The sequence below is a fragment of the Paenibacillus tyrphae genome (genome assembly GCF_027925525.1).
Classification (GTDB): domain Bacteria; phylum Bacillota; class Bacilli; order Paenibacillales; family NBRC-103111; genus Paenibacillus_G; species Paenibacillus_G tyrfis_B.
Genome location: NZ_BSDJ01000051.1, coordinates 13,328 through 32,860, shown reverse-complemented (window position 1 = coordinate 32,860; position 19,533 = coordinate 13,328). Strand labels below are relative to the sequence as shown.

General features: G+C 53.0%; 26 protein-coding genes. 6 read left to right on the top strand and 20 right to left on the bottom strand.

Annotated features, from left to right (window positions below; translation table 11 throughout):
* From QMG93_RS33940 to QMG93_RS33925, 4 genes are all read left to right on the top strand, one after another.
* Positions 1–617: DUF6385 domain-containing protein (locus QMG93_RS33940; RefSeq protein WP_281944336.1), on the top strand; the 617-nt coding region annotated here is incomplete at its 5' end.
* Between the two features lie 66 nt (positions 618–683).
* On the top strand, positions 684–2,741 hold the full coding sequence (locus QMG93_RS33935; RefSeq protein ID WP_281944335.1) for a TPR domain-containing glycosyltransferase: 2,058 nt from the start codon (positions 684–686) through the stop codon (positions 2,739–2,741).
* Positions 2,704–4,404, top strand: a complete 1,701-nt coding sequence (locus QMG93_RS33930) for a glycosyltransferase (RefSeq protein WP_281944334.1) — start codon at positions 2,704–2,706, stop codon at positions 4,402–4,404. Before QMG93_RS33935 ends, QMG93_RS33930 begins: the two co-directional genes overlap by 38 nt.
* A gap of 19 nt (positions 4,405–4,423) precedes the next feature.
* A complete protein-coding gene (locus QMG93_RS33925; RefSeq protein ID WP_281944333.1) occupies positions 4,424–6,280 on the top strand; it encodes a glycosyltransferase family 2 protein in 1,857 nt (618 codons plus the stop codon).
* A gap of 120 nt (positions 6,281–6,400) precedes the next feature.
* On the opposite strand, the gene QMG93_RS33920 is transcribed toward QMG93_RS33925, so the two are convergent.
* From QMG93_RS33920 to QMG93_RS33905, 4 genes are read right to left on the bottom strand one after another with little or no spacing between them, the layout of a single operon-like run.
* Positions 6,401–7,549, bottom strand: coding sequence for a glycosyltransferase family 4 protein (locus QMG93_RS33920; protein ID WP_281944332.1), 1,149 nt, complete (start codon positions 7,547–7,549; stop codon positions 6,401–6,403).
* Positions 7,546–8,274 carry a glycosyltransferase gene (locus QMG93_RS33915; protein ID WP_281944331.1) on the bottom strand — a complete coding sequence of 243 codons (729 nt, stop codon included), beginning with the start codon at positions 8,272–8,274 and terminating at the stop codon, positions 7,546–7,548. Before QMG93_RS33915 ends, QMG93_RS33920 begins: the two co-directional genes overlap by 4 nt.
* Positions 8,275–8,289: 15 nt before the next feature.
* Positions 8,290–9,459, bottom strand: coding sequence for a hypothetical protein (locus QMG93_RS33910; RefSeq protein ID WP_281944330.1), 1,170 nt, complete (start codon positions 9,457–9,459; stop codon positions 8,290–8,292).
* Entirely contained in the window at positions 9,456–10,292 is an 837-nt protein-coding gene (locus tag QMG93_RS33905; protein ID WP_281944329.1) for a hypothetical protein, read from the bottom strand. Before QMG93_RS33905 ends, QMG93_RS33910 begins: the two co-directional genes overlap by 4 nt.
* Positions 10,293–10,480: 188 nt before the next feature.
* Between QMG93_RS33905 and QMG93_RS33900 the strand changes: the two genes are divergently transcribed.
* The gene (locus tag QMG93_RS33900) at positions 10,481–10,696 is read left to right on the top strand and encodes a hypothetical protein (protein WP_088835360.1); all 216 of its coding nucleotides are present in this window, start codon (positions 10,481–10,483) and stop codon (positions 10,694–10,696) included.
* Between the two features lie 67 nt (positions 10,697–10,763).
* Here the strand turns inward: QMG93_RS33900 and def are convergent, their stop codons facing one another.
* Positions 10,764–11,303, bottom strand: a complete 540-nt coding sequence (def, locus tag QMG93_RS33895) for a peptide deformylase (protein WP_281944328.1) — start codon at positions 11,301–11,303, stop codon at positions 10,764–10,766.
* Entirely contained in the window at positions 11,304–11,549 is a 246-nt protein-coding gene (locus QMG93_RS33890) for a helix-turn-helix domain-containing protein (RefSeq protein WP_281944327.1), read from the bottom strand.
* A 294-nt stretch (positions 11,550–11,843) separates the two neighbouring features.
* Here QMG93_RS33890 and QMG93_RS33885 point away from each other — a divergent pair, with 294 nt between their 5' ends.
* Positions 11,844–12,632 carry a stalk domain-containing protein gene (locus QMG93_RS33885; protein ID WP_281944326.1) on the top strand — a complete coding sequence of 263 codons (789 nt, stop codon included), beginning with the start codon at positions 11,844–11,846 and terminating at the stop codon, positions 12,630–12,632.
* 60 nt (positions 12,633–12,692) lie between these two features.
* On the opposite strand, the gene QMG93_RS33880 is transcribed toward QMG93_RS33885, so the two are convergent.
* The 14 genes from QMG93_RS33880 to QMG93_RS33815 all read right to left on the bottom strand — a co-directional run bounded on the left by QMG93_RS33880 (position 12,693) and on the right by QMG93_RS33815 (position 19,503).
* Complete coding sequence (locus QMG93_RS33880; protein WP_281944325.1) at positions 12,693–13,268, bottom strand: putative glycolipid-binding domain-containing protein; 576 nt, start codon at positions 13,266–13,268, stop codon at positions 12,693–12,695.
* Between the two features lie 70 nt (positions 13,269–13,338).
* The gene (locus QMG93_RS33875; protein ID WP_281944324.1) at positions 13,339–13,668 is read right to left on the bottom strand and encodes a hypothetical protein; all 330 of its coding nucleotides are present in this window, start codon (positions 13,666–13,668) and stop codon (positions 13,339–13,341) included.
* Positions 13,669–13,694: 26 nt separating this feature from the next.
* Complete coding sequence (locus tag QMG93_RS33870; RefSeq protein ID WP_281944323.1) at positions 13,695–13,952, bottom strand: hypothetical protein; 258 nt, start codon at positions 13,950–13,952, stop codon at positions 13,695–13,697.
* Positions 13,953–13,963: 11 nt separating this feature from the next.
* Positions 13,964–14,161 (bottom strand): hypothetical protein, encoded by a 198-nt coding sequence (locus tag QMG93_RS33865; protein ID WP_281944322.1) that lies wholly within the window; start codon positions 14,159–14,161, stop codon positions 13,964–13,966.
* Positions 14,158–14,292 carry an NAD-dependent epimerase/dehydratase family protein gene (locus QMG93_RS33860; RefSeq protein ID WP_281944321.1) on the bottom strand — a complete coding sequence of 45 codons (135 nt, stop codon included), beginning with the start codon at positions 14,290–14,292 and terminating at the stop codon, positions 14,158–14,160. Before QMG93_RS33860 ends, QMG93_RS33865 begins: the two co-directional genes overlap by 4 nt.
* A gap of 60 nt (positions 14,293–14,352) precedes the next feature.
* Entirely contained in the window at positions 14,353–14,679 is a 327-nt protein-coding gene (locus QMG93_RS33855) for an ArsR/SmtB family transcription factor (RefSeq protein ID WP_281944338.1), read from the bottom strand.
* A gap of 94 nt (positions 14,680–14,773) precedes the next feature.
* Positions 14,774–15,061 (bottom strand): hypothetical protein, encoded by a 288-nt coding sequence (locus tag QMG93_RS33850; RefSeq protein WP_281944320.1) that lies wholly within the window; start codon positions 15,059–15,061, stop codon positions 14,774–14,776.
* 53 nt (positions 15,062–15,114) lie between these two features.
* Positions 15,115–15,657 (bottom strand): GNAT family N-acetyltransferase, encoded by a 543-nt coding sequence (locus QMG93_RS33845; RefSeq protein WP_281944319.1) that lies wholly within the window; start codon positions 15,655–15,657, stop codon positions 15,115–15,117.
* 115 nt (positions 15,658–15,772) lie between these two features.
* Entirely contained in the window at positions 15,773–15,856 is an 84-nt protein-coding gene (locus QMG93_RS33840) for a DUF1697 domain-containing protein (RefSeq protein ID WP_281944337.1), read from the bottom strand.
* 3 nt (positions 15,857–15,859) lie between these two features.
* A complete protein-coding gene (locus tag QMG93_RS33835; protein WP_281944318.1) occupies positions 15,860–16,324 on the bottom strand; it encodes a hypothetical protein in 465 nt (154 codons plus the stop codon).
* Positions 16,325–16,494: 170 nt separating this feature from the next.
* Positions 16,495–17,088 carry an NAD(P)H-dependent oxidoreductase gene (locus QMG93_RS33830; protein ID WP_281944317.1) on the bottom strand — a complete coding sequence of 198 codons (594 nt, stop codon included), beginning with the start codon at positions 17,086–17,088 and terminating at the stop codon, positions 16,495–16,497.
* Positions 17,089–17,112: 24 nt separating this feature from the next.
* Positions 17,113–17,529 (bottom strand): SRPBCC family protein, encoded by a 417-nt coding sequence (locus QMG93_RS33825; RefSeq protein ID WP_281944316.1) that lies wholly within the window; start codon positions 17,527–17,529, stop codon positions 17,113–17,115.
* Between the two features lie 70 nt (positions 17,530–17,599).
* Positions 17,600–18,253 carry a TetR/AcrR family transcriptional regulator gene (locus tag QMG93_RS33820; protein ID WP_281944315.1) on the bottom strand — a complete coding sequence of 218 codons (654 nt, stop codon included), beginning with the start codon at positions 18,251–18,253 and terminating at the stop codon, positions 17,600–17,602.
* A 134-nt stretch (positions 18,254–18,387) separates the two neighbouring features.
* The gene (locus QMG93_RS33815; RefSeq protein WP_281944314.1) at positions 18,388–19,503 is read right to left on the bottom strand and encodes an NADH-dependent flavin oxidoreductase; all 1,116 of its coding nucleotides are present in this window, start codon (positions 19,501–19,503) and stop codon (positions 18,388–18,390) included.
* Positions 19,504–19,533: the final 30 nt, after the last annotated feature.

The following is a 19,533-nucleotide window of genomic DNA, read 5'->3' as shown; positions in this document are numbered from 1 at the left end:
CCAACCTGCTCAACGGCACCATTACTAGTGTGCTCGGCGCCACCATCACCGCGGGGACCCTGACTACCGTCAGCTCCGTGCTGGGAGCTACCATTACAGCAGGCTCGATCAGCGCCACGTTACTGGGCGGAACAATCACCAACCTGCTCAACGGCACCATTACCAGCGTGCTCGGCGCCACCATCACCGCAGGGACCCTGACTACCGTCGGCTCCATACTCGGAGCCACCATCACGGCGGGCACAATTACCGCCATCCTGGGCGGGACGTTAACGGCGATCTCGCAGAACAGCTTTGTTGAGCAGAGCTTCTTGGCCGTTCCTGCAGGCACGGCCACGACATTCGCGCCGCTGGCGGCTATAACGACCGCTGTTTTGGAAACTTATTCGTTCTTTGTCTACAATTCCAGTCCCGTAGGAACCGTCGATACGATACTGGAAATTAGCGCGAACGGAACCAACTGGTTTACCGACGTTAGCAGTTTTAACCTGTCTCCGGGGTCTGTCGACGTACTCGTGCCTCAACGCTTTTTGAAATATACCCGCCTTTCGTACCGGGCTTCAACGACGTTGGTAACCGGAACGATTGACGTCATATTCAACGCTCAGGGTTCATAAAATGAAAACATATCCCTCTGCATAGCAGAGGGGTTGTTTTTTTCCTGGGAGGGGGGAAACCGCGTCATGCTGCTGAGTTTGAACCTGATTGTGCGTAACGAAGAGCACTTTTTGCCGTCATGCCTGGAGAGCGTCAAATCCTGGGTAGATGAAATTATCGTTGTGGATACCGGTTCTACCGATCGAACCATTCCTATAGCCGAGTCTTACGGGGCCAAGGTGTTCCGTATCCAATGGGAAAACGATTTTTCCAAAGCTCGCAATGCAGCTGTGGTTCGGACCCGGGCAGACTGGATTCTCGTTCTTGACGCCGACGAACGAATGACAGGCGATCTGCAAGCATTCAGGAAAACCTTGAAAACGACGGAGCTGGAAGCCTTCTGGCTGGACGTGGAAAATGTAACCGGTTCGCTCCCTCATGAACGGGTCTATCACCGGTCGCTGCGCCTTTTCCGGAATCGGCCTCAATACCGGTACCAAGGTCCGATTCACGAAGACATCCTCCCTTCCATCGAGAAGCGTAATGATTCGATCTCTTGCATCGGTACAAGCGGTCTGAGCCTGCTGCATTTCGGCTACTTGCCCGAAATACAGGAACAAAAAGATAAGGCCAAGAGAAATTTGACCATTTTGCAGCAAGCGGTTAAAGATCACCCCAAATCCTCCTATTACCGTTACCATTTGGGCGTCTGCTGCGAACAGTTGGGGATGGATCGCGATGCCGTCAAGCTGTTGGAGCAAGCCCTGAAAAGCGCTCCGCCCGAAGTTTCCTACCGGCCGACCATTGTGAAGGATTTGTCCAAATTGTTGATCAAAACCGCCGCCTTTCCGCAAGCAGTGAAGCTGCTTGAAAAGGAAAAGCAAAGATATGAGGATTACCCCGACCTGCATTATTATTTAGGGGTAGCCTACACGGCGGTACATCATGAAGATATGGCGCTTCGATCGTTTCAAGCCGCCGTCGGTGCCTCCCCTTCCCGCTCCTATCTAACGGAGTCCGGCACCCATACCTTCCGGTCTTATTTGGCTATGGGAAACATTGCCGCGAAATGGTCCGCATACGGGGACGCGTTAAAATTTTATCTGGACGCGCTCAAGCATTGCTTTTATTCCAAAGAAGCGTTTGTTGGCATTGCAGATGTCTTGATCGCTTTAAACAAAACCGAAGAGGATATCGTCAAGGAGCTCCTTCATATCGTAAGCCCGAATTTCCAGCCGGAATCGCCTACGTATCCGCTTCGCGAGCTGTGCGAAATCAGCATTGGCGAAGCGCTGTTCGACGTCGGCTGCTACCGCACCGGCCGCGAGGTACTGAATGCTTACCTTGCCCGATCGCCGTGCATCAGGGAGTTGATCGCTCTGTCCTTGGTCCGTGAAGGAGAACCTCAGGAAGCGCATCAGCTTGCCGAACCGTTAACGGCCTCGGAAGCGCTGGACGCCCCGCTCCTCTTTCATACGCTGCTGCTGCATAGCTTGGAGAAAGCCGTTTCCATCCCCGCTTACTTGTCGGATTGGATGACCCGCCAGCCAGAGGCAGCGTTTTACGCCCGTTTGTTCGAGCAGCTTCGAACGCGTGCCGAGATATCCGAAGAGGATTCGGATTATTCGTACTTGCTGTTTGCCAAGCCACTGCTCCATCTAGCCATCCAAATGCAGTATCCGGATGTCGTCGACAGGCTAACAGCACTTACTCCGGTATTTCGCCCGTTTACGGCAAAAATGCTGTTCTATGAAGGCTATGTGGATCAAGCTGCCGATCGTCTGCTCACGATCATGGAGACGGAAACGCTGGATGGCGAGAGCTTTTACATTCTGGGGATCGTATTGTATGACCGCGGCCGATGGCAGGAAGCATCCGTCCTGTTCGAGCAAGCCTTGAGCCTTGACCCGGAAGATCGTAAAGCCAGAACAGCCGCAGCCTTATGTTATTTGCAGCAAGCCAGGAGTATTGTGCAAGAAGCCCTGGGGCGAATGCCGGAAGCCGCTCTGCTGCAAGCCAATTTGCAAAAGCTCAATCTTTCCATCGAGCTGGTCTCCAAGTCGGAATGGCGTCCTCATTGGCGCGGCGCACAAAGGAGGAATTACCATGAAGCCTGCCGGCATTTCGCTGTGCATGATCGTTAAGAATGAAGAGCAAGCCCTGCCACGCTGCTTGGAAAGCGTCAAAGACGTCGTCTCGGAAATGATCGTGGTCGATACCGGCTCGCAGGACGAAACGGTATCCATTGCCAAGTCGTTTCAAGCCCGTGTTATCGAAATGCAGTGGCAGGACGATTTTGCCGGGGCGCGGAACCTTGGAGTGGAGCATGCGTCGGGTGAATGGATCTTATTTTTGGATGCGGACGAGGAGCTTGATGATGACAGCAAAGTGGAACTGCTGACTTGGGCCGACTGCACCGAGGCGGATGCTTTTTTTGTGCGAATCATCAATCATTTCGGCGACCGGGAGCTGAACGCCAGTATCAATCCTACAATCCGCATGTTTCGGAATTTGCCGGGGTACCGTTTCAGCGGAAGAATCCATGAGCAGATCGCCGAAAACATTCAACAGGTAAACCCGGGAGCGCGTTTTGTCATGACGGATATCCGGGTGCATCACTACGGATACCAAGCCCATATCAGGGCGAGCAAGAACAAGACGGAGCGAAATCTCGCCTTGTTGAAAAAAGAGCTGGAAGAGCATCCTCAGCATTCGTTCCATCTGTATAACATCGGGATCGAATATTTACAGAATAATCAGGTGGAAGAAGCGTTGAATGCGTTTCAGCAATCGATCCGGTATGCACATCCGATGGCCAACTACGCCCACCTGCTGTATAAGTGCGAAGCCCGTTGTTACGCGGCAATGAACCGGCTGAAGGAAGCGATCGACTGCTGTGACCGCGGGATTGCTCTATATCCGGACTATACCGACTTGTATCATTACAAAGGCTGCTACCAGATGACGGTTGGAGATTTTCACGCCGCCAAGCAATCTTTCCGAAAAGCGGTTCATTACTCGGAACCGAAAGGCTACCACACGGAAGCGGGTGTCGGCTCCCATACCACCTACTACTTGCTGGGTCTCGTATGCGAGTCCATGGCCCAAGACAACGAAGCGGCGCAAGCCTACCTTACCTCCTTTCAACAGCAGCCGGGTGCCCTCCGTTCCCTCTATCGCTTGTTCCGTCTGTATCGGACGGCCGAGAAGCAGCATGAGCTGATGGCGTTAATCCAGAAATCATTCAAGCTGCGCCTCCGGGAGCAGCGAGCCGATATTGCCAAGGTCCTTTACCGGACCCATTGTTACCAGGCGCTGGAAAGCTTGACACAGTTGTGGGCTTTGACGGATGGAGTGGACGAGGACGAAAAACAGGCATTGCTGAACATCGCCGCTGAAAGCCGTCTTTTGACCGGGCCGTCAGCCGGGGATCCTGAATCCGGGGAGCCATGGAGGGAACACTTTTTCAAAAATGGGCTGCCGAACGACTGGCTTCCTCCTCTGCGGCCAGACTCCCCGCAATCGTTGAGCGAGACGGCAAAGAAGGCGCGTATTCTTCATGCTCAAAAAAAATATCCCGTCTACCACGAATTTGTGTCCCTATGGGAGGAGAAGCAGCGAACATTGGAAAAAGACTTCCAATGCGATTCGGTGCTCCAGATGGTATACGATCTATCTCATAATGCCGAACTTCACTTGAACCGTCTGTTGCGGCAGGAACCGAAGCCGGAATTGATTAAGAACGCCATACTGTCGCTTCCCTTCGACGAGGGATTGCCGGAGCGGGAGGGATCGCTCTCTGTCTAGCCCTCGCCTGTCGATATGCATGATCGTGAAAGACGAAGAAGAGCTTTTGCCCCGCAGCTTGACTTCGGTTGCCGGAATCGCGTCGGAGATCGTCGTCGTCGATACCGGCTCGACGGACCGCAGCGCGGCCATCGCCCGGGAATTCGGAGCAAGCGTCTATACCCACAAGTGGGAGGACGATTTCTCAAAAGCGCGAAACCAGGCGCTGGACGCGGCGTCGGGCGACTGGATTCTGGTGCTGGATGCCGATGAGGAGCTTACACCCGAATGCCTGCCGTTGCTGTCCGAGTCGCTGTGTCGTCCCGACGCCTTCGCATATGCCTTACGTTTTGTTAATTATTACGGACAGCTCACGGAATATCTCAGCTTCACCGATTCGTGCTGCCGGTTGTTTCGGAATTTGCCTGATTTGCGCTACAGCGGGAAAATCCACGAAGATATCGTGCCTTCCTTGTTGAAAAGACATTTGACCCCCATTCCAAGCCGCATTACGATTCGTCACTACGGTTATTTGGAGGACAGGGTCCGGCAGAAACGAAAACCGCAGCGCAACACGGCCCTTCTCGCCAAAGCGTTCGCGGAAACCCCGGGGGATTCGAGGCTTCAGTATGCGCTGGGAACGGAATATATTCATATGGAACAGTACAATGAGGCCATCGGAATGTTCCTCCCGCTGCTACAATCGCTCGAACCCTCATGCGGATTTTATCCCGATCTGCTGCTCAAGACCGCTCTTCTGCTCCGGGTGCGGAGATCCTATGACGAAGCGCTTCGGCTTGTGGAGGAAGGACTTCACTTATTTCCCGATTTTACCGATCTGTGGGATCTCCTCGGGGACCTTTGCGTAGAGCGAACCGAGTACGGACTCGCCCGCAAGGCTTACGAATGCTCCCTCTTACAGACGCCTTGCTCCGGGCTTTACGCAAGCCAGACGGGCTCCGGAAGCTTTGCAACGGCACACCGGCTTGGCCAATTACAGGAGAAGCTGCTGAATCGGGGCGAAGCCCTTCGCTCGTACCGTCAAGCACTGGATTCGTTCCCCCGGTACGAACCGGCTTGGCGGCGCTGGCTTGAGCTGACCGCCGCCGAAGGCCGCTGGGCCGAATTGCTGTACTGTATCCGAAGCTGGCAGACGGAACTGACGCCGCAGCAATGGACGGAAGCGGTCCGCTGCCTGCTTCGATACAACGAGCTGCCACTTGCACAGCGAATCCGGGAGTGGGCACCCGAACCAGTCCTCGCGAGCTTGAATCCACTGTCCCTTCGCCTCAGTCAGTGGCTGCTACGTTGCAAGCAAGGAGACAAAGCCGGTGTTTTGGCCGAATTACAAGGTTTGAACGAACCGAAAGAGGAAACGCTCGATATCGAGCTGCTCCGCTGGGCTGTCCAATTCGATTTGTCCGCCGCCAAGGAGGATGACAGGCAGGAGCTTGTCCGGGACGAATCCGCTGCTGCGGATGAGCGCACCTTCCTTACCGCCTGCACGGTCTTCCTGGAGTCGGCCTGCTGGGACGGGCTCGTTTGTTACCTCCGCCAATCCGGGGGAGCGCTCCGGCATCTTCCCGGTCTGCTTCGCCCGCCTTTGCTCCAGCTTGTTGTGCAAGCTCCCGATCTCGCGCTTCAAGCCATTCTTTCCCGGTGTAACCGGGATCGGCTATCTCCGCAGGAGTTGTGCGCCTACGGATTACTTTGCGGCGCACTGCAGCGCTGGAAGGAGGCTGACGCCGCGCTGCGCCAAGTCCAAGACCGGCTTCCCGATTGGCCGCTGCCCCGGCTTATTCTGGCGCAAGCGTATCAGTCGCTCGCATTCGAGCGGCTAGGTCAACCGCTGGAAAAAGCCGAGTGGCTGAAGCTGTCCCTATGGCTATCCGCATAAAAAGGCGACCCTCTGTCAACGGGCGGGAGGTGTCGCCTTTTTGTATGAACGGAACGTTTGTCGATTCTCCTTGCGTTTTTGTCACATCGCTTCGAACGGATATGCATTCCTCCGGCTTTTCTAGGATATGGCCTCATCCTTCCGCAAATATTCCTTCAGCACCCGCTCCCACCGGCTGGCCCATATGTTCTTGTCGAAGCAGCGCGCAGTCTCCCGAGCACGAATCCCCAGAGCCTTCCGCATCTCCCGATCCTCGATCAGCTCAACAAGCGCCGCAGTGATCCGCTCGGCCGAAGGCGGCACCAGCCTACCATTATAGCCATCCAGAATAAGATCGTTTAGTCCTCCAACGTTGGTCGCAACCACCGGCAGCCCGGAGCTCATCGCCTCGAGACAGGACAACGACGTTCCTTCGGAATACACGGTCGGAATGACGGCGATATCCGCGTCAGCGTAGACGAGCCTCATCTCGTCGAACGACTTGACTTCATGCGTGATCCTTGCCCGATGCGGGTGGCAGGATAACCAGAACAGAAATGCCCGGCATATGTCGGCGTCCTCGATCGTTTCTCCGACGAACTGCATTTGAAGATCCGGAAACCGCTCTAACAACGCATCGGCTGCGACCATCATGGGAAGAATGCCTCTTTCGTGGCTGATTCGGCGGGGAAACAGCACCTTCAAGCCTGTGCGGCCCTGTTCTTTGCGCTCCCCGGGGTAAAAGCGGCTCGTATCGACGGAATTGGGGATCAGCTCCACCTTGAGTGGATCGAAATAATGACAGACCGACCGGCAGTAAGTCAAAAAATGCGAGTCGACCGACACAATGCGCCACAGTTCGTTTAACGCGCGCTGGACGTTATCCGCCACTTGCGTCTTGGCGCTGGTCACCAGGTCCGTCCGGTCCCAATTGATGCCGTGACATATGCCAAGGGACCCCGGCACATAGCGGATCGGATGCCAGATGCAGCTCGCGTAAATAATCGGAGCGTTTGCTTTGCGGGACATCTCCCCGAAGAGCTCCGCCACCTTCTCGATCTGTCCGCAAAACAATCCGTGCACTTTCATCCCAGCCAGCTCGGTCGTCCTAAGCCGTGTCTCGAACGGCTCGCGGAACGCCAACTGATACACTTCCGGTTCCACGCCCAGCTTCCGTATGAGCAGGCACAGCTCGTAAAGGTACCTCTCAAGCCCGCCCCCGTAAATTTTATCGATACGACCGTTATACGCGTCCAAAAAGCTATGCGTCAAAATGGCGACGCTGCTCAAGAGTCCTCCTCCTTCCATTCGACCAGATGGGGATCGGCATCCAGAATCGATTCGTACTGGGCCTGGCTTCCCCAGATGCCCTCCGGGTCCATCTGCTTATATCGTTCGTATTTCCTGCGGCGCTCCTCCTCACTGCCCGCCCAACCGAGATGCTTCACCCGGATATCCGATAGCAGGCCCGGAAGCGCTCCGTACGACAGCGGCACCCGGTGAACGTGATGATCGTGCTGCAAGTAGTAATAAGGAAAACCCGGCAAATTGCGCAGCAGCATGATCGTATGCCGCTTGTGCAGCTGCCAGTACTCGTCTTCGCGGTAATGCGTTCGTCCGCCCCAGAAATCGTACATCCGAAATGCGACCCAGTCGTAGGTGTCCTGGTTCATAAGCTGCCGGACCGTCCGTTTGAATTTCGATTCGAATACCTCGTCGGCATCGATAGCCAGCACCCAGTCGGGTCCGTACTTGCAGGTTTCTCTCCAGAGCAGGGAGCGAAGTTCCCATTCCCGGGAAAAATGCCGCTCCGTCAGGCGCACCACCTCCTTCACCTTGGGGAATGATAGACAGATATCTACCGTCCGGTCCGTGCTCGCATCGTCTACGATGACGATCTCATCCGCATACTCGCTCACGTCTTGGAGCACTTCTTCCAGAAAACGATTCTCTTCGTTACGAACCTGCATCATCGCCGTCAAGCGATTATTTTCGGTTTTGCGAACGGGCCGCATGAAGCCTCACCTCGTTTAAGAATAGGCAGCCAGAAAACGTTCCACCATCTCCAAGCGCAAGATGTTCGAAATCACCTCCTGATCGATGCAAGCCGCTTTCAAATAAAAAGAAACGGCCTGCGGCACGCAGCCTTCCTGCTCTTCCTGCTCTCCGAGCAGAAGCCACCTCTCCCGTTCCACTGCCAGCTCCTTCGGACGGTCCTGAGCAAGCAGATCCAGCGCTTTCGAATACTGGTCTGTTTCTTTGTAAAGCTGATAACGGATGGAACGGTCAAAAGGCGTAGGGTGCCGTTCGAGCAATTCCAAAGCATACGCCATATCCCCGTTCTCCCGGCAAATGTCTGCGCAAACCAGAGCATGCAGCTGCTGGTCGTAAGCGGCAAGCAGCCGCTGGTAGCGGGCCTTGTCTTCGGCTTGAATCGCCGTAACGCCGAAGCTGTTCAAAGCGTCCTCGGTCTTGCCTTGCCGGGCCTGGACCATCGCAATCCAGCGGTAAAGAGAGAGGCAGCGGCTTCCACTCGCCACGACACAGCGGCCAAAGGCTTGAAAGCCATAGTACTCCGCTTCGCTATGCCGTCCTTCCGCGTACAAATAACGAGCGGCAAGCGTGATGAGAGCTTCATTGTGAGGCTCGCATTCGATGGCTTCAAGCAGCCCCTCCGTCCGTTCCGTTCTTTTGTGCGCTGCCAGCTCCTGAATAGACCGCCTCAAATCGTAAACGTCCGCATTCGCTTTGCACAAGCCCACAAGCTCAGCGCAGCGCTCGGCAATCGCCGTACCCTCGCTCAGCCCGAGCGGTCCGGGCGAGTGAAAGGCCGGAATGCCCCGTAGACTCAAGTCCAACATGGCCTCTTCCGAATCGGTCAAGACCGCATCGCAGAACCTGTTCAGCGCCTTCCGATAATAATGAAAGGAAGCATCTGAAGAAGCATCCGCACCGTAAGCGAGCCCGATCACGGCATAAGGCTTCCACTGCCGAAGGAAGGGCATCCAATACGGATGGGACACCACGGCCACCCCATGCGACGGCTCCAGCTCTCTAACCGCTGAAAGTGGCACATAGGAGATGCCGTTCTTCTTCCCGGACTTCTTCCCCGCGGAAACGACAAGCACCTGCCAATCCGGCAGCAGCGGAAACCCTGCTTCCTCTTCCCCGCCGGGTTCCCCGAAAAACACCACGTTCATACAGATCCTCCTATCGGAAAACTGGACAAAGCATGGATGTTTTTCAGATCGTAAAGCCCCTGGGTTCCAAAACGCCGCAGCAGCCCTTGCAGATTCAACCCGGCTTGTTCGTTCAAATCGCTATAATCCATGCGCTGTGCCATCGTATAATGAAAGACGCGGGAACGAAGATCCGCCTTCGGCCTCCAGCCTTTGGGCAGTCTCAGCTCGTGATAGTAAGCGAGCAGCAAATAATCGTCTTCGTAGCCCTGCTTTCCCCGCAAATCCTCCAAGTGATACCCGCCGACCGTCCGCAGAGCCTTGGACCGGTGCATGACCGGATGGACGAATCCCTCGGCCACTTCCTCTCTTTGAACTTCGACCAACAGAGCAAGCAGCTCCGGGATCGAACCCGGAACGGCTGCGCTGCGCACGCCCTTCCCTTCGGGATGCCATTCTCCGGCGGCCGTTAATATCCCCGGACAGACGCACGGCTCCTCTGGCCGTGTCTGCAGGAAAGCTTGCAGCGGCGCCGTCCAATCCGCAGGAAACAGCATATCCGGGTGAATTTCGGTTAGGTATGCGCAATCCGGGAAATGCTCCCAAACGTACTCAAAACAAGCCTGTCTGGCCGCAGGAATGCCGACGTTCTCCCCGCCGCCGATCATATGCGTATCCAGTTCAAACGAGCTTACCATTGCCAGCAAGCGGTCGTTCGTAAGCATGCCTTGATTATGCAGCACAAGAACGGCTCTCCGTTCGGCCCGCTCCAGACTTGACAAGCATTGACGGAACATTTGCATATCTGTCTCGTGCCGGATTAACGCAGGCATCGTATGCACGACCGTTGACATTGGCCATCCGCTCCTTGATAGATGGATTCGGAGTCTTTCTAAACTTTATGCTTCCGGGTAAGACAGCATGCCACTCCCGATGCCCTTTTCACCGCCAAGACCGGATACGCGCTGCACCATGGCCTATTCTGATGGTTTTTCGCAAATATGGTACAATGGATACAGCCTAACGACGAAGGAGAACAAGAATGGCACGCAATCATAGATTGGTAACCGATGCGGATTTCCAGGAGGCGATGGAACGCGAAGCATCGATCCGGGTTTTTCAAGACGACCATGTGGTCGGTTCCGGCGGTATTATCACCCGCTTCGACAATGACACGGTCGTGATTCAGTCCGGGGTCAGCGATGTCGCTTATCACCGCAGAGACTTGTGCGAGTTTTTCGAGATGAGAAAAAGGTAAACCACGCGAAACAGCCCGAGCTTGAACCTCAAGTCCGGGCTGTTTCTTTTTGGGTACTTCCGCTTCTTTAATGCTCAGGCTTGGACAGACGAATAATGTCGAACACATTGACCTTGCGCCCCGTCTCGTCGTGAATGAGCGCATTCCCTTCTATCCGGTCGATGTAGAGCACCCCGTCCAGGTGGTCCATTTCATGTTGAATGCAGCGCGCAAGGTACCCTTCCGCTTCGAGAACGAACGTCTCGCCTTGCCGGTTCAAGCTGCTGATCTTGACTTGATTGGCCCGCTTCACGAACCCGGAATGCATGGGAAACGACAGGCAGCCTTCCGGCCCGACCTGCTCTCCGGACATGTCCAGCATGACCGGATTGATGAGCTCAATAAGTCCGTCGCCGCAGTCCATCACAATCACCCTACGCAAAAATCCGATCTGCGGCGCCGCAAGCCCCGCCCGGCCCTCTGCGGCATACAGCGTATCGACCATATCGTCAAGCAGCTTAAGGATTCTCGGATTTACCTCTTCCACCGGCTTGGCTTTTTTGCGAAGAACCGGGTCGCCGAACGGCAGGATTGTTTTTTCAGCCGTAGTGTTAACGCCTCTTTTCATTTATAAGGATGCGCTTCTGACTTGCGACGGCGTATGCACCCACAAGTCGTTCGGGGTACAGTCCAAAGCCGTGCATAAAGCGTCCAGCGTCTCAGTCTTCATCTGCTTGGGCTGGCCGGTCAGCAGGGCGCTGATCGAAGGGGCGGACAGCTCGTAGCCTGCTTTTTCTTTTAACAGCCGGGCCAGTGCGGCCCCCGTTCGGATGCCCCGCTCCATCATGATCTTTCTTAACATCCACACCAGCATAAGCCTTCCCCTTTCCGAACCCAAAGATTAGGCAGCGCCTAACTTTATTAGGCAAGACCTAATATATCACATCGGCCGCTGATAATAAATGGCATAGATATATCGTCACTCAAAATAAAGAGGAACAGCGTCAAAGCTGACGCCGATCCCCCTTCCTTGTACGAAATGTATCTACTCTACCGCGTCAGTTAGCGGCCCGTCATTGGACAAACCCGCTGAAAATATAGATAATTAGTATTTTTATCCAGTAATTAGCCAATCCACCAGTCGATGGGGAATCAGAGAGGGAAATCCATGAAGAAGAAGATTGCGGTATTGTCCGCCACCCTAATCCTGATGGCCGGAGCCGTGAACGCCTCCGGATTGAACGGGGATTACAAAGGAAATCCGATCGTGAAAGTAACGTCAAACGGGAAGCCGCTCGAAGCGGGCGAAGTGCCTGCCATGATCTATGACGGCAACACACTCGTGCCGATTTCTTTGCTACGGCAGCTCGGGGCTTCCGTGACATGGGACGGCGACGCTTATCAGGTGGATGTCAAGCTCCCCGAGCCTCCTGCGGCACCTCCTGCAGCAGCGGACAAATCCGAGGCCACGAAGCAGCAAAACGATGTAAAGAAGCTTAAAAAATATGCCGAGGCTGCCGAGCTATACTTGAAACTGCAGACACTTGGCGAATCGCTGGATTCCGCCCGCACTACCATACGGCTTACTGCCGATGCCATGAATGCATCGAAAGCGGAGGCTTCCTCCTTACTTTCCATTGCCAAGACAAGCTACTTCAAAGCCAATGAAACGCTAACAAACCTAACGAAGGAAACGACGGAAAACGTCTATGACGATTTCAATAAGTATGGTATCGATACGAGCCAGATGAGGTTCATCCTATCCGATTACCGGGAGAGCACCAGACATTATCAGCTTGCTTTGGATTATCTCGATAAATATGTCCGGGACAAAAAAGCAAGCGATAATAACGAATATTTAAATAGCATCGGAAAAGCCGACGAATACGCCAAAATCGCAAAAGAGAAATCCTCCAAAGGATACGCCGAGTGGTCCAAGAACGTGCTAAACTATTAGTCCCGGCTGTCGGATGAAACATACAAAGCCCCTTTCCGGGGCTTTTTGTTATGGACCTTCTTATCGTGCATCTGGCCCCATCTCACGATAAAATAAATCCGGATAAATCACTACAATTCCGTTTGAATCGACCGTAATATTCTCCTTAAAATTCCCGCTGTGATATCGAAATATAGACGAATCCTTCCCGCTTTCCAGTAAGGTATAGTTCTGCTTAACCTGTCTATAGTTCAAATCGGCGGCGGAAATGTAGACCACTTGGATCTCCTGCTGCTGCATTGGCTCGTGCGGCAATCGGTTGATCGGAAGTGTATTCGTAAAGGGAGTGCATGAAATATCAATATCCACACAGCCTAATAATTCGGGAATGACTTGTCCCTGTTCATCTTTCCAGATCCCCTTGCCGTCGGACGAGAGACTCAACCCTTGATCTTCTCCCAAGTAACGAATTGTGACTGATCTGGTGACCCAACTTTTATCGAGCACGATATCATATTTCACTCTGAAGATGTCATTGCTATTTTGACTTCCGATAACAATACTATCTATGATAATTTGATTGTTTTCTTCTCTGAATTTAAGGTGTTCATAACCGATCCCAGTGCTCGGTCTCCAAAAAATATCCGCAGGCAGCATAGGTAAATCCTCCCATCTTTGTTCACAAAGGAAGTTTATCATGTTCTTTGAACCTTGTTAAGAGCGATATTTAAAAGCTGCTCCCGTTCCGGCGGATCAAGTCCCGGACGGCGGCATCTACGGCATCGGTCAGAGAATAGCGGGGCGCAAAGCCTTGCCGGCGAATTTTACTATCGTTCCATAACCGGTTGATGGTGAAGCTTTTTATCGCAAAAGGGGTCAAATGGAGCTGAGCCAGCTGCTCCTCTGTCGGACTATCCGGAATCCGTATCGTTGCGGCAGCTTTTCCGGCGGCGCGATCGATCTCGGCCTTCAGTCCGCCCCAAGTCGTGTCGAATCCCTTTAACAGGTAAGCGTCGTCCGCTTGACCGTTCATATCCAAGAACCCGAGCCATGCCATCGCCCGTCCGATGTTTCGCGTATCGATCAGCGAAACCCGGCCGGAGCCGTCTCGGAAGACCGGGTATTGATCGTGTACGTGCGCCCGGTACAGCCTGGAGAAGAACGACGAAAGATCGCGGGCCCCAATCGTGCTGGCCGGACGCAGCAGAATCGTCTCGATCCGGTTTCTCGCCCGGCTTGCCGGACCACTTCCTCCCTCTTCACGGCCAACGTTTGGATCGGATATTCCGGCACGGTCACGTAGGATTCGTCGATAGGATCTCCTGTCCGAAAATCATACATGACAATCGTGCTTAACTGGATAAAACGTTCAGCTCCTTGGGAAGCGGCCGCTTCGATAGCCTTCGTGTCAGCTTGACCTCCACCTCGGCTTCCGTGTCAATCACCGTGTGCAGCTTAGCATCCGCCGTACAATTATAGACGATCTCATATCCGCAAATGACTGCAGCAATGGACGACGAATCGGAAAAATCAACCCGGACAACGTTCACCCCAGTCTATCCAAAAAAGCCGTATCGCTCTGCTCGCGAACGGCCGCAGTCACCTCATGTCCGGCCAACACCAATTGCTCCACCGTATGACTCCCGATAAATCCGCTGCCTCCAAACACGACTGCATTCATTCACGCCACCCTCTTTATATTATTAGGTTTAAACTTACAAACTTATAAATCAAAAAAAAATTAGTTGCTTTCCTCCACTGCGACGATCAAATCTTTAATCAACTGCAGCGAACCGCGCAAATTTTTACTTAAACGATAATATTTCTCTTTGCCGCTGCGGTCGAAGTCGATCAGATCGGCCTGTCTTAAAATTTTCAAATGATGAGAAATCGCAGGCCTGGAAATATCCATACGCTCGGTAATTTGATTGACATTCAAGCTGTTCAGCTCCAGCAGAAGCGCAATGATCTGCTGCCGGTTGACATCGCCTAAAGCTTGGAAGATCGGTGTGCTTAATTTGAACTTTTCGAGAATAACCTCTTTGTTCGTACACTCGTGCTTTTTGATCGCCATCACCTTACAGGTTTAAACTTTTAAACACGTTTATTGTACTGCATCATTTCATTCGTGCAACCCATTCGTTCATTTACGGGCTTTTTACTCATTTTCTCGATTCGAAAAACCGCAAAACGATCAGCAAAATCTCGCAAAAAATCTTCCATATCACAACGACTACCACAAACGCGACAACGCCGTACGCAATTCCTTTTGGAAGATCGTTTACCGCCTTGACCGTGTCAAAATATCCTTCTTTAACCGTTGTCATATAGGTAGTTGTGCTATAGATTTCTTCTCCGAATAGAGCGGCTTTATAAGCTATCGGAATCCATCCCGTATAAAACAAAACCTTGATTAACCGGATCGGTGGCGTCTCCCCAAACTTGAACAATTGCAGACTCCCTCCCCATTGCCGTGAACATCGCAAATTATTGCTTTTTCAACTTAATTTTCTTCCTTGCCAGACGCTTCATTTCTACTTATCCGGTATACATAGGTCAGCAAATCCCGGTTCCGCGGATTCGTAAACTGCGCTTCCTGCTTCATCCCCAATTTTTCGGCCACCTTCTGCGAGGCCAGATGGTCGTGCGCCATATTGGCGCATATACTGTCGAATTGCAATGAACCGAAACCGTATTCCAAGCAAGCCTTGGCCGCTTCGTACCCATAGCCTTGATGCCAGTAATGATGGTGAATGATATAGCCCAGATCGCTTTCGAAGCGATCTATAATTTTGTACCTCAAGAAGCCGCAGTCACCGACGAACTTCCCATTCGCCTTCAGAAAGACACCCCATCTGCCATACCCCAAATCCCGATAGTTCCGAATGCTTCTTTCCAGCCAATTATGGACTTGATCATCGTCAAAAGGCTGGGGCCAAAAACGCATCGTCTCAGGGTCGGAAAGCAGCACCTTGAGTTCATCGAAATCGCTTTCCTTATACTCCCGAATGAGAAGTCTTTCCGTCGTCATCGTTAACATAAGCATCCAGACTCTCCTATCATTAGATTCCCGTTCGCAGCTGGGCCGCGGCTATGTTCCAACCGTGCCCATATACCAAACGCAATAACCAAGGAAAAAGTTACAGAACTTAGTAAAATATTCAAATGCTTTTCAAACGATCCATTTTAATAATTTTTTGTCCGCTCACATTAATTCCGCGCAGCATCGCAGCGTAAGTATTCATTTGTTAGGACCCTGCTTTCTGCAATTGCTTTTCGATATAATCGATCGCCTCGTCTTTATTTTTGAACACCCATTCGATCGTTTCCAGCTCTTCCTCGCTGTCAATTCCAAGCAGGAGCGTCCTTACGGCCTCCTCGCAAGGCGGGCCTACAATAACAGCCATGGGCAGAGCAGGCTCGCAGCAGCCGATATCGATATCCAGCACCATCTCCAGCATATCTCCCCATTCGTACTTCAGATCGGACCAGTCCAGAATAATCGCATCCGGCTTCCAGGCTTCCAGCGCCGCCCGGCCCATCGCTTTCATATATACCGCATCGCTGTTCCCCGCCGAGCCGAAGCCGTACTCGCCCGAGTATTTTATAATCATTATATCGCGATATTCCACGGTCTTTGACGGCCCGATAAAATAATCAACTTGAATATCGCTTAATTCGGATAATTTTACTTCCTGAAAATCGGATTTCATCGCGTCCACCTTCTTCATTTATTATATTGTGCATGCCAATTCTGCGGTGAGCTGGAATCCCATTATATCAAATATCGCGTTAAAAATAATAACATCCTCTTATCCCGCACCGGAGTGTCAATGACAACAATAGAAAAACACCACGAACATAGGAGTCCGTGGTCTAAGGATTACTGAGCCGCCTTCATTTTTTGTTTCATCTCATCCAGCATTCGTTGTCTGGCTATTCGGGGATCGAGTTCAGGATTCAAGATGTATTGGAGGTACTGTTTGGCGCTGTCTTCGATCTGCTCGTCCGTTGCTTGTACCGCACCGTGCAATTTGAAATGCGGGAGCATCGTCATGCCGATTTGGTTAGCGAGGGCTTGCAAGGGCCGGGTCAGTTCGCTGATGGTGTAACCGATCAAGCCTCCTGCCTGGTAAGACGCTTCTACACCTCCGATGGAGATGGCAAGCAAAAGTTCTTTACCTGCCACTGCCCTGCCGCCGGGTCCGAACAACCAGGCCGTTGTAATGACTTCATCCAGCCATTGCTTTAGCAGCGATGGCGTGCTGTACCATTGAAGAGGGAATTGCAAAACAAGCCGATCATGCTCGGCGATCAGGGCTTGCTCGCGCTCGATGTCGATGGTTTTATCCGGGTACGCTGCATACAATTCGTGCACCGTCACTTGATCGGGATGCCGGCGCAATTCCGTTATCCAGCATTTGTTGACTCGCGACTGCTGCAAATTCGGATGGGCTGCGATCACCAATATTTTCATATTTTTCATCTCCTTTTTATGACATCAGCTATCCGCTTTAACTTCTGCCTCAATCGTTTGTTTCATCACTTCGGCTCCCCGTTCTACGCGTATTCGAATTTCCGTTGCGAGCCCATGAGGCAAAAAGTCGGTGATCCAAACAAGCCGGCTGCGGCGATCATTTTCGGCAAAGACTTGGAACGACGCATGGTGGTGCACAAGCGGCATGCTTCCTTCCACTACTGCATACGCCAGCCGACGCGCCTCGTCATCCACGGCAACGATAAGCTCACGCACGACCGCTCCGTTCGCAAAGGTGAGAATTCGGTAATCGCCATCCAGACATGTATCCACGGTATAGCCGGGTACGAAGCGCCGATGCACCGCGCCGACATCACGCACCGCATCCCACACTTGCTCCGGTGTAGCCTCAATCATGATTTCCTTGCGAATCGTAGCCATAACCAATCACTCTCCTTATTGCCATCATATTTTTGATTGACATATAAGTCAATAATAAAAGTAAAAAAATTTATTGAGGCTTAAACAAGGAAACGGACGATTCGACCACCTGATCCAAAATCTTCTTTAACTGCTCTTTCCGTGCCGTTTCCGGAATCCCCTGCGCTATAAGTTCCTGCTGTACCTGATCCAGATAATTCATCCCCTGGGATACAGAACCCCAGAACTGCATAGCCATCAGATTAGCGTCACCTTGTTGAATTGTGCCCTGCCCGATCCCCTTTTCAATCGCTAGAGTCATCGGATTCATGAAGTTTTTCACCCACTCGAATGGAGAAAACTCTTCCGGCGTATACAAGTGCTGTAAATCCAAACTAATCCGCATGTAAAATCGCGGTATTGCAGGATCCTCCAAGACACGCTCACATACGATGTGAGCATAATTCTTGAACAACTCAAACACAGACCCCTCTTGTTCGAAGAAGGTCTTCGTAAACTGTCTGGATTCCTCCATCATGACTTCATAAAGCTCGCGGAACAAGGCCTTTTTATTTTTGAAATAATAGTAGACCAGCCCATGCGCAAGCCCAGCCTGACTCGCGATATCCCCCATCTCGGATGCCGAGTACCCTTTATCGACATACACGCGGATCGCCGCCTGCAAAATTTCTTGTTTGCGCTGCTTCCGAATTTCTTCGTTTTGTTCTCTGGTACGAGGAGACATGTCGCTTTTCACCTTTTAATTTGACTTTGATATTAGTCGAAATTATAGAGAAAAACAATCCCGATTGTCAATCAAAAAACTCCCCGTTCCAAAAGAATGGGGAGCTTGTAACCGATTGGATGAAAGCTTACTTTCTACGCTTCGGCTTCGACCGGGAACCAGCCCGGAACGGCCAAAATCATTCTCCAGAGCGAATCCGGGATGGCGAGGCTTTCCTGATCGTTCTTGGACAGTGTCACGCGAAGCTCCTGCTCGCGTCCTTGCGCCACTTTGGCAACCCAATCCGGCTCGATGATGAGCGCGCGGCCGATCGCAATGAGCGGAATTCCCGACTCCAGCGCCTGCGCGGCGTCTTGGGCGGTGCGAATTGCTCCCACACCGATCACCGGGACCCGGTTGCCGACCAGTTCCTGAATGAGCTCCAGGCGGGTTCGGGAATCGTCCGCCCCGCGGCGGGGAACGGAGCGGAAATCATTGAGCGAGATATGGAGATAATCGAGTCCCCGGCCCGCGAGCACCTCGACAAAAGCCAACGTATCCGCCATCGTAATCCCCGGCGATTCCGGTTCCTCAGGGGAAAGCCGGTACCCGACGATGAACGGCTCCTTCGCATGCTCGCGCACGACCCGCTGCACTTCGCCGATCAGCTCCAGCGGGAACGTCATGCGCTTCTCCAGCGTTCCGCCCCAGCGGTCGGTTCGGCGGTTGGAATGCGGGGAGAAAAACTGATGAATGAGAAATCCGTTGGCCCCGTGAAGCTCGACCCCGTCGAACCCGGCTTCGATTGCCCGCCGGGTCGCTTCGCCGAACGCCCGGATGATTCCGGTAATCTCGGAATCGGTCAGTTCGCGGGGCACCGCAGCCCCTTCCTTTTCTTCCGGGATCGCGCTTGCGCTCACAAGATCTCCGCCCGGAAAGCACTTGCGTCCGCCGTGAACGATTTGCAGCACCGCCTTCGCTCCTTCGCTCTTGATGACGGAAGCCAGACGGCTGAGCCCGGCAATCAGCTCGTCGCGGTCGGCGAGCGCCGTCCCCGGGAAGCTTCCGCTGGCAGTGACGCCGGCCGCAGCCGTGACCAGCATGCCGACCCCGTTGGCGCGTCTCGCATAGTACTTGATTTCCGCCTCCGAAACGGTCCCGTCCGCTAGCGAAGCCGAATGCGTCATCGGCGCCATGACGATGCGGTTTTTCAGTTCGATCCCATTCGGTAACGTGAACGGCTTGAGCATTGGTTGAACGAATTTCGTCATTGCTGCATCTCCCTTACCGTTGATTGTGCT

Excerpts from the sequence above, each read along its gene's own strand:
- QMG93_RS33835 (WP_281944318.1), bottom strand. The coding sequence starts at position 16,324 with ATGAAATCCGATTTTCAGGAAGTAAAATTATCCGAATTAAGCGATATT.
- QMG93_RS33840 (WP_281944337.1), bottom strand. The coding sequence starts at position 15,856 with ATGAATACTTACGCTGCGATGCTGCGCGGAATTAATGTGAGCGGACAA.
- QMG93_RS33845 (WP_281944319.1), bottom strand. The coding sequence starts at position 15,657 with ATGCTTATGTTAACGATGACGACGGAAAGACTTCTCATTCGGGAGTAT.
- QMG93_RS33860 (WP_281944321.1), bottom strand. The coding sequence starts at position 14,292 with ATGAATGCAGTCGTGTTTGGAGGCAGCGGATTTATCGGGAGTCATACG.
- QMG93_RS33870 (WP_281944323.1), bottom strand. The coding sequence starts at position 13,952 with ATGTATGATTTTCGGACAGGAGATCCTATCGACGAATCCTACGTGACC.
- QMG93_RS33890 (WP_281944327.1), bottom strand. The coding sequence starts at position 11,549 with ATGCTGGTGTGGATGTTAAGAAAGATCATGATGGAGCGGGGCATCCGA.
- QMG93_RS33875 (WP_281944324.1), bottom strand. The coding sequence starts at position 13,668 with ATGGCATGGCTCGGGTTCTTGGATATGAACGGTCAAGCGGACGACGCT.
- QMG93_RS33825 (WP_281944316.1), bottom strand. The coding sequence starts at position 17,529 with ATGGCTACGATTCGCAAGGAAATCATGATTGAGGCTACACCGGAGCAA.
- QMG93_RS33820 (WP_281944315.1), bottom strand. The coding sequence starts at position 18,253 with ATGTCTCCTCGTACCAGAGAACAAAACGAAGAAATTCGGAAGCAGCGC.
- QMG93_RS33880 (WP_281944325.1), bottom strand. The coding sequence starts at position 13,268 with ATGCTGCCTGCGGATATTTTTTGGAGACCGAGCACTGGGATCGGTTAT.
- QMG93_RS33905 (WP_281944329.1), bottom strand. The coding sequence starts at position 10,292 with ATGTCAACGGTCGTGCATACGATGCCTGCGTTAATCCGGCACGAGACA.
- QMG93_RS33815 (WP_281944314.1), bottom strand. The coding sequence starts at position 19,503 with ATGACGAAATTCGTTCAACCAATGCTCAAGCCGTTCACGTTACCGAAT.
- QMG93_RS33925 (WP_281944333.1), top strand. The coding sequence starts at position 4,424 with ATGATCGTGAAAGACGAAGAAGAGCTTTTGCCCCGCAGCTTGACTTCG.
- QMG93_RS33915 (WP_281944331.1), bottom strand. The coding sequence starts at position 8,274 with ATGCGGCCCGTTCGCAAAACCGAAAATAATCGCTTGACGGCGATGATG.
- QMG93_RS33830 (WP_281944317.1), bottom strand. The coding sequence starts at position 17,088 with ATGAAAATATTGGTGATCGCAGCCCATCCGAATTTGCAGCAGTCGCGA.
- QMG93_RS33910 (WP_281944330.1), bottom strand. The coding sequence starts at position 9,459 with ATGAACGTGGTGTTTTTCGGGGAACCCGGCGGGGAAGAGGAAGCAGGG.
- QMG93_RS33900 (WP_088835360.1), top strand. The coding sequence starts at position 10,481 with ATGGCACGCAATCATAGATTGGTAACCGATGCGGATTTCCAGGAGGCG.
- QMG93_RS33885 (WP_281944326.1), top strand. The coding sequence starts at position 11,844 with ATGAAGAAGAAGATTGCGGTATTGTCCGCCACCCTAATCCTGATGGCC.
- QMG93_RS33930 (WP_281944334.1), top strand. The coding sequence starts at position 2,704 with ATGAAGCCTGCCGGCATTTCGCTGTGCATGATCGTTAAGAATGAAGAG.
- QMG93_RS33935 (WP_281944335.1), top strand. The coding sequence starts at position 684 with ATGCTGCTGAGTTTGAACCTGATTGTGCGTAACGAAGAGCACTTTTTG.
- def (WP_281944328.1), bottom strand. The coding sequence starts at position 11,303 with ATGAAAAGAGGCGTTAACACTACGGCTGAAAAAACAATCCTGCCGTTC.